A 13,636-nucleotide genomic window follows, 5' to 3' on the forward strand; every position below is an offset into this window, starting at 1 on the left:
TTGATAAAGAGGAAATAATTATGTCTAAGATTATATATAAAGGAGGTAGTGAAGAGGAAAATAAATGATGGAAGTGTAGGTAGTGTAAAAGCTTACCTATACAGCTAGTGATGAACTAGCAAAAATTATAGAAAGGAAGTCTACTAACTAGGCGTATGCACACGTATAGCAGTGAATCGTAAGAGATTTATTGAAAGTGTTAGTAGCAGAAAGAGGGTACATATGGCAAAGCGTGGTACGAGAATTGCTGCCTTTTTCATCATCGTCTTATTAATCGGTGGAGTAATTGGTTCGGCAGGAAAAGACATAGCAAAAGGAATTAGTCTAGGACTAGACCTTCGCGGTGGTTTTGAAATTCTGTATGAAGTAAAACCAGCCAAAAAAGGTGATAAAATCGATCGAGACGTACTTGTAAGTACAGTAGGTGCTCTTGAAAATCGTGTCAATGTTCTCGGTGTAAGTGAGCCGAACATTCAAATCGAAGGGCAAGATCGAATTCGTGTACAGCTTGCTGGTGTACAAGATCAGCAAAAAGCGCGTGAAATGTTATCGACACAAGCGAAATTAACATTCCGTGATGTAGATGACAATCTCCTTATGGATGGAGCGGATTTAAAAGGCGGCGGAGCGAAGCAAACATTTGATGAGCAAGGCCGTGCAAGCGTAGGTCTTACACTAAAAAGCGCTGAAAAATTCCGTGAAGTAACTGAAAAAATTTCAAAAATGCCACCACCAACGAACTTAATGGTAATTTGGCTTGACTTTGAAGAAGGAAAAGATTCGTATAAAGCAGAATCTGCAAAACCGAATCCGAAGTTCTTATCAGCAGCAACAGTAAACCAAGTATTTAACCAAGCTGAAGTATCTATCGTAGGTGGAAACTTCACAGTTGAAAGTGCGAAACAACTTTCATCTTTATTAAATGCAGGTGCACTTCCTGTTGATTTAAAAGAAATGTATTCAACATCTGTTGGAGCGAAATTTGGTCAACAAGCGTTAGAGCAAACGATTTTCGCTAGTGCGATTGGTATCGCTCTTATTTTCTTATTTATGCTTGTATTCTACCGTTTACCAGGACTTGTAGCGGTTATTATGTTAGGTTTATACATTTTCGTTACATTACTTGTCTTTAACTGGATGCATGCAGTTCTTACGTTGCCAGGTATTGCAGCGTTAGTGCTCGGAGTAGGTATCGCAGTTGATGCGAATATTATTACGTACGAGAGACTGAAAGAAGAGCTGAAAATTGGTAAGTCCATGATGTCGGCATTCCGCGCTGGTAACCATCGTTCATTAGCAACAATTTTAGATGCAAACGTTACAACACTTGCAGCAGCTGGTGTGTTATTCGTGTATGGTAATAGCTCTGTAAAAGGATTCGCAACAAGTTTAATCGTAAGTATTTTAGTTGGTTTTATTACGAACGTATTCGGTACTCGTTTCTTATTAGGTTTACTTGTAAAGAGCCGTTACTTTGATAAAAAACCAGGATATTTTGGTGTGAAACAAAAGGATATTATTCCATTAACAAAAGGTGTAGTACATCCACCGACAAGATTTGATCGTATTAACTTCGTAAATATCGGTCATAAATTCCTTATTTTCTCGATTGTAGTTGTAATTGCAGGAGCAATTATTTTACCAATTTTCAAATTGAATCTTGGTATTGACTTTGCGAGTGGTACACGTATCGACTTGCAATCAAAACAAGCCGTTACTGTGTCTGATGTTCATAAAGATTTTAAAGAATTGAACATTGATGTGAAGGAAGAAAATATTGTACCGACTGGAGATGACAATAAAGGTTTCGCAGTTCGTACATTAGGTGTTTTATCAAAAGATGAAATTGCGAAAACAAAAACATTCTTCCACGATAAATATGGTACAGATCCAAACGTAAGTACAGTTTCACCGACAATCGGTAAAGAAATTGCACGAAATGCATTTATCGCTGTACTGATTGCTTCTGCGGTTATCATTTTATACGTAAGTATTCGTTTCCGATTTACGTATGCGTTATCTGCAGTACTTGCATTATTACATGACGCATTCGTTATGATTGTTATGTTTAGTATTTTCCAACTAGAGGTAGACTTGACGTTTATCGCTGCAGTATTAACAATCATCGGTTATTCTATTAATGACTCGATTGTTACATTTGATAGAAACCGTGAATTATACAAACAGAAAAAACGAGTGCGCGATATAAAAGACCTAGAAGAAATTGTAAATGCAAGTATTCGCCAAACGCTTGGTCGTTCGATTAACACCGTATTAACAGTGTTATTCCCAGTAATTGCACTGCTTATCTTCGGTAGTGAGTCACTACGTAACTTCTCGTTTGCGTTACTTGTTGGATTAATTGTAGGTACGTACTCTTCTGTTTTCGTTGCCTCTCAAATTTGGTTAATGCTTGAAAACCGTCGTTTGAAAAAGGGAAGAAACAAGAAGAAGGTTGAGAAAGTAGAATCTGAACCGCAAGTATAGAAAAGATGATGTCTCTTTATGAGGCATCTCTTTTTTCGTTTGTGGATACAATAAGATAGCAACTTTTTTACAGAAAGAAGATGGAAGAAAGTGGTGGTGTTATCACTGTATTTGTTAAAATAAAAAGATAGGTTAAGAAAAGAAGGGATTTTAATTATGGAAAAAGATGAACGTTTTAAACAGGCCGAGTTTGGTGCTATTGTCGGGATCGTTGGTAATATTATATTAGCGATTGTAAAGGCGGTAATTGGTTATATTGGGAACAGTAAAGCACTGTTAGCGGATGCTGTGCATTCTGCATCAGATGTAATTGGTTCGCTAGCTGTACTTTTTGGATTGCGAGCGGCAAAGCAGCCACCTGATGAAGATCATCCGTATGGTCATGGTAAAGCGGAATCGATTTCAGCGATTATTGTTGCGGTATTATTATTTATTGTGGGACTCGAGATAGCGATTTCGTCTATAAAAGCTTTTTCGCAAGAACTAGAACCGCCAAAAGGAATTACGATTTTTGCTGTTGTTCTTTCAATCGTCGTGAAAGAAGGAATGTTTCAATATAAATTCCGATTAGGGAAAAGAGTAAACAGTGATGCAATTATTGCAAATGCATATGAGCACCGTTCGGATGTATTTTCTTCAATTGCAGCTTTAATCGGTATTTGTGCAGCTATAATCGGTGGTAAGCTTGGTATAGACTGGCTTGTATATGCCGATCCGATTGCGGGATTAGTTGTTTCACTTCTTGTTGTAAAAATGGCATGGAGCATTGGAGCGGAAGCAATTCATGCAACGCTTGACCATGTTCTTCATGAGGAGGATGTTATTCCGCTTAGGGAAGCAGTTCTTCAAGTAGATGGTGTGAAAAAAATTGGTTCTTTATATGCACGGGAGCATGGTCATTATGTTATTGTCGATATTAAAGTGTCTGTAGACCCATACATTACCGTAGAAGAAGGACACCGTATTGGAAAACATGTGAAAGAAATACTTATGAAACAAGATAATGTACAAAATGTATTCGTACATATAAATCCGTATTCTCCAAATTAAACATCATTAACATTTTAGTATATAGATATTGCATCGTAGTTTGCATTATATTGTCACCCCTTAATCTGTCTTGTATAATGAACAGGTTAAGGGGTGATTTCGTGTTACAACCGAAGACGCGTTGGAAAGAAAAAGAATATAATGACGAGCGAGTGAGTGAATTAGCAAGTAAATTACAGTTATCGCCACTTGTCGTTTCATTATTCCTCGGTAGAGGACTAGATACAGAAGATAAGATTTTAGATTTTTTAAATACAGAAAATCAAGAATTTCATGATCCATTTTTATTAGAAGGAATGGATAGAACGGTAGAACGTGTAAATAAGGCGATTCAAAATGGAGAGCAAATATTAATATTTGGTGATTACGATGCGGACGGAGTAAGTAGTACGACGGTTTTATATCTTGCTCTTCAAGAATTAGGTGCAGAAGTAGAATTTTACATTCCAAATCGTTTTACAGAAGGGTATGGACCGAACGAAGAAGCGTTTCGTTGGGCGCATAGCGCAGGGTTCTCACTGATTATTACGGTCGACACGGGCATCGCAGCAGTACATGAAGCGAATGTAGCGAAGGAGCTTGGAATAGATCTAATTATTACAGATCACCATGAGCCACCGCCAGAATTGCCAGAAGCACTTGCGATTATACATCCGAAATTAGAAGGTGGCGTATATCCGTTTCACTATTTAGCTGGTGTAGGTGTTGCGTTTAAAGTTGCGCATGCATTATTAGGCCGTGTACCAGAACATTTATTAGAGATTGCAGTAATCGGTACAGTAGCCGATTTAGTATCACTTCATGGTGAAAATAGGTTGCTAGTGAAACGTGGTTTAAAACATATGCGTATGACGAGAAATATTGGTTTGAAGGCATTGTTTAAAGTTGCTAATGTTTCGCAAAGTGAAATTACAGAAGAGAGTATTGGCTTCTCAATTGCACCGCGTATTAATGCGGTCGGGCGTTTAGAAGATGCAGCGCCGGCTGTACACCTTTTATTATCAGATGATCCAGAGGAAGCGAAGGAGCTAGCTGAAGAAATTGATGAGCTGAACAAACTGCGAAAAGATATTGTAAAGCAAATTACAGAAGAGGCTATCGCTGAAGTTGAAAATAACTTCCCGCCAGAAGAAAACAAAGTATTAGTACTTGCAAAAGAAGGCTGGAACCTAGGGGTAATTGGAATTGTTGCTTCTAAATTAGTTGAACGTTTTTATCGTCCGACGATTGTATTAAGCATTGATCCTATAAAAGAAACAGCAAAAGGCTCAGCACGTAGTATTGCAGGATTTGATTTGTTTGCAAATTTATCAGATTGTAGAGAGTTATTACCACACTTCGGAGGGCATCCGATGGCAGCGGGAATGACGCTACATATGAATGATGTAGATGAATTACGTCGCCGCTTAAATGAACAAGCAGATGCAATTTTAACAGAAGAAGATTTTATTCCAATTACAGCAGTTGATGTTTTTTGTAAAGTAGAGGATGTAACGCTAGCGGCAATTGAAGATATGCAAAAACTAGCTCCATTTGGTGTTGGAAATCCGAAACCACGTATTGCAGTAAAAGATGCAGAGTTAGAAAGCATTCGCGCAATCGGATCAGATGGCTCTCATTTAAAAATGGCTCTTCGTGATGGACAAGCAACACTGGATACAATTGGATTTGGTTTTGGTGCATATGCGAAAGAAATCTCTCCAGTTGCAAAAGTATCTGTAATAGGAGAAGCGTCCATTAATGAATGGAATAATTTTAAGAAGCCACAACTAATGGTACAAGATATTGCTGTAGAGGCGTGGCAATTATTTGATTGGCGTAGTATGCGTAATGCAGAAGCAAATTTAGCAGAACTTCCGAAAGAAAAAATAACAATGGTGTATTTTTCTGAAGAGGTATTGAATAAATTTTCTTTAGAGAGCTATAAAGAAAAGCTCATGCATGCTTCAGAAGTAACGCATTTAGATGATCAATATATCGTGTTACTTGATTTACCAAAAGGAACAGATGAATTACGTGAGCTATTTAAGGTAGGATTCCCAGCGCGAATTTATACGCTATTTTATCAAGAGAATAACCATTTATTTAGTACAGTTCCGACGAGAGAACACTTTAAATGGTACTATTCTTTCTTAAGCCAAAAAACACCATTTTCTTTAAGACAATATGGAGAACAACTATGTCGTCATAAAGGTTGGTCAAAAGATACAGTAAATTTCATGACACAGGTGTTTTTTGAGTTAGAATTTGTTACAATAAAAGATGGCGTCATTTTTATGGCAGACAAAAAACAAAAGCGTGATTTAATTGAATCGAACACATATCGTGAGAAAATGAACCACTTACAATTAGAAAAAGAATTGGTTTATAGCACATATCAGCAACTATATACATGGTTTGAAACGATTCGTAATCATAAAGAAGTAGAACAGTTAGGGTAAAGGATTTGTATTTACAAACCTTTTAGATCTGAGGAGGATTCAGAAATATGGATTTCAAGCAACATATCGCAATTGTACCGGATTATCCGAAAGAAGGTATTGTGTTTAAAGACATTACACCTTTAATGAATGACGGTAAAGCATACAAAGCAGCAACAGATGCAATCGTTGAGTACGCAAAAGAAAGAGATATCGATGTTGTAGTAGGACCAGAAGCTCGTGGTTTCATTATCGGTTGCCCAGTTTCTTATGCGTTAGAAGTAGGATTTGCACCAGTTCGTAAATTAGGAAAATTACCACGTGAAGTAATTACTGTTGACTACGGTAAAGAATATGGTAAAGATGTTTTAACAATCCATAAAGATGCAATTAAGCCAGGTCAACGCGTATTAATTACAGATGATCTATTAGCTACAGGTGGAACAATCGAAGCGACAATTAAGTTAGTTGAAGAACTTGGCGGAGTTGTAGCAGGGATTGCATTCTTAGTAGAACTTACTTACTTAGATGGTCGTAAAATGTTAGATGGTTACGATGTATTAGTATTAGAAAAATACTAATCACTATATAGGTAAAACTACGGTGATAAAAAGTACCCGTGAATCTCTTGGAGAGGAGCGGGTACTTTTGTATAATTGAACAAAAAATCATGGTGAAATGTCAGTAAAATCTTTTCCTTTTCACAATTCACAATCATTGGGTTATAATGATAGAATATAATTTATTCTATTAAATAAAGATAAAGTCAATTTTCAATAAAAGGTGATTCGATGGCAAATGAGCAGGTACTAACAGCTGAACAGGTACTCGAGAAAGCAAGTCAATATTTAGCGGATGAAGATATTGAGCTAGTGGCACGTGCCTATGAATATGCACGTGATGCGCATAGCGAACAATATAGAAAATCGGGTGAACCGTATATTATTCATCCGATTCAAGTTGCAGGTATTTTAGTTGATTTACACATGGATCCAGCTACGGTATCAGCAGGTTTCTTACATGATGTAGTGGAAGATACAGAGATTACGTTAGAAGATATTGAACGGGAATTTAACAAAGAAATTGCTATGCTTGTTGATGGTGTTACAAAGCTTGGGAAGATTAAATATAAATCTCACGAACAACAACAAGCAGAAAACCATCGCAAAATGTTTATTGCAATGGCTCAAGATATTCGAGTTATTTTAATTAAACTAGCTGATCGTCTTCATAACATGCGTACATTGAAACATTTGCCTCAAGAGAAGCAGCGTCGCATAGCGAATGAAACGTTAGAAATCTTTGCACCTTTAGCACATAGACTCGGAATTAGTACTATTAAGTGGGAGCTAGAGGATACGTCACTTCGCTATTTAAATCCACAACAATATTATCGTATTGTAAATTTAATGAAGCGTAAACGTGCAGAACGTGAAGAATATTTAGAGGAAGTAATGACTGGTATTCGTGAGAAATTAGACGAAGTTGCGATACAACCTGAGATTTCTGGAAGACCGAAACATATTTACAGTATTTATCGTAAAATGGCACTGCAAAATAAGCAGTTCAATGAAATTTACGATTTATTAGCTGTACGTGTCGTTGTAAATAGTATTAAAGATTGTTATGCGGTGCTTGGAATTATTCATACGTGCTGGAAGCCGATGCCAGGTCGTTTTAAAGATTATATTGCAATGCCAAAAGCAAATCTATATCAATCTCTTCATACGACTGTAATTGGACCGAAAGGTGATCCACTTGAAGTGCAAATTCGAACGAAAGAAATGCACGAAATTGCAGAATTCGGGATCGCGGCACACTGGGCGTACAAAGAAGGAAAAACAGCAGAAACAACAGGTACATTAGAGAAGAAACTCACATGGTTCCGTCAAATATTAGAATGGCAAAATGAAGCTTCTAATGCAGAAGAATTTATGGAGTCATTAAAAATTGATTTATTCTCTGACATGGTGTTCGTCTTTACACCGAAAGGCGATGTAATGGAATTACCACTTGGATCGGTTCCGATTGATTTCGCGTATCGTGTCCATTCGGAAATTGGGAATAAAACAATTGGTGCAAAAGTAAACGGGAAAATGGTGACGCTGGATTATAAATTAAAAACAGGCGACATCATTGAAATTTTAACGTCGAAACATTCATATGGCCCAAGTCAAGATTGGGTAAAACTTGCTCAAACATCTCATGCGAAAAATAAAATTCGTCAATTCTTTAAGAAACAACGTAGAGACGAAAATATTGAAAAAGGCCGTGAACTTGTTGAAAAGGAAGTACGTGGTCTAGAGTATGAGATGAAAGAAGTATTAGCGCCTGATAACTTAAAACGCGTCGCTGAAAAATTTAACTTTGCAAATGAAGAAGATATGTTTGCAGCAGTTGGATATAGTGGAATTACAGCTTCGCAAATTGTTACGCGACTAACGGACAAGTTCCGCAAACAACGCGAAGAAGAAGAAATTGTTGAAGTTAAAGAAGTTCGTAAACCGATGAAAATTCGAAAATGGGATTCTGGTGTAAAGGTAAGCGGTGCTGATAATTTATTAATCCGTTTATCGAAATGCTGTAACCCAGTTCCAGGTGATGATATCGTTGGGTATATTACGAAAGGTCGAGGTGTATCGATTCACCGCCGTGATTGTGTAAACGTTCATACAGAAGAAGCTGTAGAACGATTATTAGAAGTAGAGTGGGAAGGTAGCCCTGAAAAAGAAATTGAGTATAACGTTGATATTGAAATTTCAGGTTACGATCGCCGTGGTTTATTAAATGAAGTACTGCAAGCTGTTACAGAGACGAAAACGTACATTTCAGCTGTTTCTGGTAGAAGTGACCGTAATAAGATGGCAACAATTAATATGTCAATCTCGATTCGTAACTTACAACACTTGAAAAAAGTAGTAGAACGCATTAAACGCGTTCCAGAAATTTATGCAGTACGACGCATGATGCATTAATAGGGAGTGTAGAAAGATGAGAGTTGTTTTACAACGATCAAAGAAAGCGTCTGTCACAGTAGACGGTGAGATCGTAGGACAAATTCCGTTCGGTTTAACATTACTAGTTGGCATTACGCATGAAGATACAGAAAAAGATGCAACTTACATTGCAGAAAAAATTGCGAACTTACGTATTTTTGAAGATGAGAGCGGAAAGATGAATCATTCTGTACTTGATGTAGAAGGACAAGTTCTATCTATTTCGCAATTCACATTATACGGAGATTGCCGCAAGGGAAGACGTCCAAACTTTATGGATGCTGCGAAACCTGACTATGCAGAGCGTTTATACGATTTCTTTAATGAAGAAGTTCGTAAACAAGGATTACATGTGGAAACAGGAAAGTTCGGAGCAATGATGGATGTTTCTTTGATCAATGATGGTCCGGTGACCTTAATTGTAGAAAGTAAATAGTGTTGATAAAAAAGAGAGGGTTATATAATCCTCTCTTTTTTATACATTGTTGTATGTTTTGTTCATTTATCATAGGATTAATTTAAAGGGGAATAAAAGGAAAAGAAGGTGTAGTATGCTTCAAGAATTTAATATAGCTTTACGTTTTATGCTAGAGTTATGTATTCTTGGGATTGTTGGATACTGGGGGTTTCGAGTAGGAACAACAATGGCTATAAAAATTACACTTGCTATTATAATTCCAATTGTTTTTGCTGTCATTTGGGGGCTATTTGGAGCTCCACATGCAGAATGGGAAGTACAAGGTATATTACATGTATTACTAGAAATTATCGTATTTGGAGTAGGTATTGTAGCGTTATATCATTTGAAGCATCATATGCTAGCAAGTGGACTGGCTATTGTTATTGTTGTAAATCGAATACTAATGTTTATTTGGAATCAATAGCAGTTTCGGTTATGTATAACTCTCTCATCAATATGGAACAATAAAAAGTAAAACATCCATATTGAATGTGAGGGATATACGTATGCGTATGAATGAAAAAGGGCATTCTGTTACAAATGGTGCAAATCAGCTATTTAACGTGAATTTTCATGATTTTATTTCAAAAGAGCAAAACAATACTTCAATGGAGCTTGCTTCCGAGTTTGGGATTTCTCTTCAAGATGTAAAGCGTTTAAAGAAGCAGATTGAACGCTCTTAGAGCACTTGACAATCCTACTGAACAAACGTATAGTAATTTTATATTTACATATGAATATAACCGTTGATAGAGAAGAGTAAATGAGACACACATGGAAAGAGAAGAAATGTCTTAGGCTGAAAACATTTCTACATGATGACTGATTGAATGACACTCTAGAGGTTTCAACTTGAACGGCATATACGCTTAGTAGGGATGAACGCACATTTAAGCGTTATTAAAAAAGTGGAAGCATACGTGCTTCAATTAGGGTGGCACCACGGGTATAATACTCTCGTCCCTACTGTTCAAACAGTAGAGGCGGGAGTTTTTTTATTTTTATTAAGATTAAAACAATTTGAGGAGGAACTGAATATGTCTATTCAAATCCCACGGGGAACGCAAGATATTCTTCCAGGCACTGTTGAGTTATGGCAGTATATCGAAGGGCAAGCACGCGAAATTTGCCGTCGTTACAATTATAAAGAAATTCGTACACCGATTTTTGAACACACTGAGTTATTTTTACGTGGTGTTGGTGATACGACAGATATCGTACAAAAAGAAATGTACTCATTCCAAGATCGTGGAGAGCGCAGCTTAACATTACGTCCAGAAGGCACTGCACCTGTTGTACGTTCTTACGTTGAAAATAAAATGTTCGGTGACGCAACACAACCAACGAAATTATATTATATCGGTCAAATGTTCCGTTATGAAAGACCACAAGCGGGTCGCTATCGTCAATTCGTACAATTCGGTATCGAAGCAATCGGCAGTAATGACCCTGCAATTGATGCAGAAGTAATTGCGCTTGCTGTTGAATTTTACCGCGGCATGGGCTTAAAAAATATTAAAGTTGTATTAAACAGTTTAGGTGACACAGCAAGCCGTCAAGCACACCGTGATGCATTAATCGCACACTTTGAGCCACGTATCGGTGAGTTCTGTTCTGACTGTCAATCTCGTTTAGAAAAGAACCCTCTTCGTATTTTAGATTGTAAGAAGGACCGTAACCATGAATTAATGGGAACAGCACCATCTATTACAGAATACTTAAACGAAGATTCAGCAGTATACTACGACAAAGTTCAAGAACTATTAACGATGATGGATGTTCCATTTGAAAAAGATCCGAACTTAGTACGTGGTTTAGACTACTACCAACACACTGTATTTGAAATTATGAGTGAGGCAGAAGGTTTCGGTGCTATCACTACATTAAGTGGTGGTGGACGTTACAACGGACTTGTACAAGAAATCGGTGGACCAGAAATGCCAGGTATCGGTTTTGCGATGAGTATTGAACGTTTAATTATGGCGCTAAAAGCTGAAAATATTGAATTACCAATTGAACATAGCATTGATTGTTACGTTGTAGCGCTTGGTGAAAAAGCAAAAGATCATGCTGCAAAAGTTGCGTTTGATCTTCGAAAAGCTGGATTATCAGTTGAGAAAGATTATTTAGACCGCAAAATGAAAGCACAATTTAAATCAGCAGATCGTCTAAAAGCGAAATTTGTAGCTGTATTAGGGGAAGATGAGCTAGATAAAGGCATCATTAACTTAAAAGATATGGCAACGGGCGAACAAGAAGAAGTAGCATTAGATGTATTTGCTTCATACGTAGCAGAGAAATTAATATAGGGGGAACTTACAGTGGCTGAAAGAACACATTCATGTGGAAAAGTAACAGTAGAAGCAGTTGGACAGACGGTTCAATTAAAAGGTTGGGTACAAAAACGCCGTGACTTAGGTGGATTAATCTTTATCGATTTACGTGACCGTACAGGTATCGTACAAGTTGTATTTAACCCAGAAACATCAAAAGAAGCGTTAGAAGTAGCAGAAACAATTCGTAGCGAATACGTATTACACGTAGAAGGTACAGTTGTTGAACGTGGTGAAGGCGCAATTAATGACAATATGGCGACTGGTCGTATTGAAGTACAAGCAATAAAAGTAAATGTACTAAATGCAGCGAAAACAACGCCAATTATCATTGCTGATGATACAGATGCATCAGAAGATGTGCGTTTAAAATATCGTTATTTAGACTTACGTCGTCCTGTAATGTTCAATACATTCAAAATGCGTCACGACGTAACAAAAACAATTCGTAACTTCCTAGATACAGAAGAGTTCTTAGAAGTAGAAACACCAATTTTAACGAAAAGCACGCCAGAAGGAGCTCGTGACTATTTAGTACCAAGTCGTGTACATGATGGTGAATTCTATGCGTTACCACAGTCTCCACAGCTATTTAAACAGCTTCTTATGGTCGGCGGATTTGAGCGCTACTATCAAGTAGCACGCTGTTTCCGTGACGAAGATTTACGTGCAGACCGTCAACCTGAATTCACGCAAATCGATATCGAAGCTTCATTCTTAACACAAGATGAAATTTTAGATATGATGGAGCGTATGATGACGAAAGTTATGAAGGATGCAAAGGGTGTAGAAGTTAGTGCACCATTCCCTCGTATGAAATATGCTGATGCAATGGCTCGCTACGGTTCTGATAAGCCAGATACACGCTTTGAAATGGAACTAACAGACTTATCTGAGTTTGCAGCAGGTTGTGGCTTTAAAGTGTTTACAAGTGCTGTAGAAAGCGGCGGACAAGTAAAAGCAATTAATGCAAAAGGCGCTGCGAGCAAATACTCTCGCAAAGACATCGATGCATTAACTGAATTCGTGAAAGTATACGGTGCGAAAGGTCTAGCTTGGCTTAAAGTGGAAGAAGACGGCCTAAAAGGACCGATTGCGAAATTCTTCAGTGAAGAAGATGCAAATGTGTTAATGAGCACATTAGAAGCTACTGCTGGCGACTTATTACTATTCGTAGCAGATAAGAAGAGCGTTGTTGCAGATAGCTTAGGCGCACTTCGTTTACGTCTAGGTAAAGAGCTTGAGCTAATTGACGAAAGTAAATTTAACTTCCTATGGGTAACGGATTGGCCACTTCTTGAGTACGATGAAGATGCAGATCGTTACTTCGCAGCTCACCACCCATTCACAATGCCATTCCGTGAAGACGTTGAGTTACTAGAAACAGCACCAGAAAAAGCACGTGCACAAGCATATGACCTTGTATTAAACGGTTATGAGCTTGGTGGTGGATCACTTCGTATTTACGAGCGTGACGTACAAGAAAAAATGTTCAAAGCACTTGGATTCTCACAAGAAGAAGCGCAAGAGCAATTCGGATTCTTATTAGAAGCATTCGAATACGGTACACCACCACACGGCGGAATCGCATTAGGTTTAGATCGTCTTGTTATGTTACTTGCAGGCCGTACGAACCTTCGTGATACAATTGCATTTCCGAAAACAGCAAGCGCAAGTTGCTTATTAACAGAAGCTCCAAGCCCAGTTGCAGAAGCGCAGCTTGAAGAGTTAAACTTAAAATTAAGCTTAAAAGAAGAGAAGTAAGAATAGGGTCTAGATGGTTATACTAATACCATCTAGACTTTTTTTGGAAGGAAGTTAAAAAAGTCCGGTTCAGATAACTATCGCATCTCATCGTTACGTATGCCAGTCCGGTGCTCGAGTAGTATT

10 protein-coding genes and 1 other annotated feature are annotated in these 13,636 nt (G+C 37.7%); all 10 genes read left to right on the plus strand.

Translation table 11 applies throughout. The annotated features are described in order from the left end of the window. Positions 1–222: 222 nt before the first annotated feature. Complete coding sequence (gene secDF, locus CGQ22_RS02540; RefSeq protein ID WP_001119051.1) at positions 223–2,487, plus strand: protein translocase subunit SecDF; 2,265 nt, start codon at positions 223–225, stop codon at positions 2,485–2,487. A gap of 156 nt (positions 2,488–2,643) precedes the next feature. Further along, the gene (locus CGQ22_RS02545; RefSeq protein ID WP_000409743.1) at positions 2,644–3,537 is read left to right on the plus strand and encodes a cation diffusion facilitator family transporter; all 894 of its coding nucleotides are present in this window, start codon (positions 2,644–2,646) and stop codon (positions 3,535–3,537) included. Between the two features lie 101 nt (positions 3,538–3,638). Continuing rightward, a complete protein-coding gene (gene recJ, locus CGQ22_RS02550) occupies positions 3,639–5,978 on the plus strand; it encodes a single-stranded-DNA-specific exonuclease RecJ (RefSeq protein WP_089148266.1) in 2,340 nt (779 codons plus the stop codon). Positions 5,979–6,025: 47 nt separating this feature from the next. Continuing rightward, the gene (locus CGQ22_RS02555; protein ID WP_000346215.1) at positions 6,026–6,538 is read left to right on the plus strand and encodes an adenine phosphoribosyltransferase; all 513 of its coding nucleotides are present in this window, start codon (positions 6,026–6,028) and stop codon (positions 6,536–6,538) included. 210 nt (positions 6,539–6,748) lie between these two features. Beyond that, the gene (gene relA, locus CGQ22_RS02560; protein WP_001262803.1) at positions 6,749–8,932 is read left to right on the plus strand and encodes a GTP diphosphokinase; all 2,184 of its coding nucleotides are present in this window, start codon (positions 6,749–6,751) and stop codon (positions 8,930–8,932) included. Between the two features lie 16 nt (positions 8,933–8,948). Next, on the plus strand, positions 8,949–9,389 hold the full coding sequence (locus CGQ22_RS02565; RefSeq protein ID WP_001266965.1) for a D-tyrosyl-tRNA(Tyr) deacylase: 441 nt from the start codon (positions 8,949–8,951) through the stop codon (positions 9,387–9,389). Positions 9,390–9,504: 115 nt separating this feature from the next. Next, complete coding sequence (locus CGQ22_RS02570) at positions 9,505–9,837, plus strand: YrdB family protein (protein WP_000938749.1); 333 nt, start codon at positions 9,505–9,507, stop codon at positions 9,835–9,837. 82 nt (positions 9,838–9,919) lie between these two features. Beyond that, complete coding sequence (locus CGQ22_RS31805) at positions 9,920–10,096, plus strand: hypothetical protein (protein ID WP_001242605.1); 177 nt, start codon at positions 9,920–9,922, stop codon at positions 10,094–10,096. 54 nt (positions 10,097–10,150) lie between these two features. Beyond that, positions 10,151–10,381, plus strand: a binding site (T-box leader). A 69-nt stretch (positions 10,382–10,450) separates the two neighbouring features. Then, positions 10,451–11,722, plus strand: coding sequence for a histidine--tRNA ligase (hisS, locus tag CGQ22_RS02580; protein WP_033673109.1), 1,272 nt, complete (start codon positions 10,451–10,453; stop codon positions 11,720–11,722). A 12-nt stretch (positions 11,723–11,734) separates the two neighbouring features. Then, entirely contained in the window at positions 11,735–13,510 is a 1,776-nt protein-coding gene (aspS, locus tag CGQ22_RS02585; RefSeq protein WP_000840926.1) for an aspartate--tRNA ligase, read from the plus strand. Positions 13,511–13,636: the final 126 nt, after the last annotated feature.

This window comes from Bacillus sp. M13(2017), assembly GCF_002218325.1.
In the GTDB taxonomy this organism is placed as follows: Bacteria; Bacillota; Bacilli; order Bacillales; family Bacillaceae_G; genus Bacillus_A; species Bacillus_A thuringiensis_K.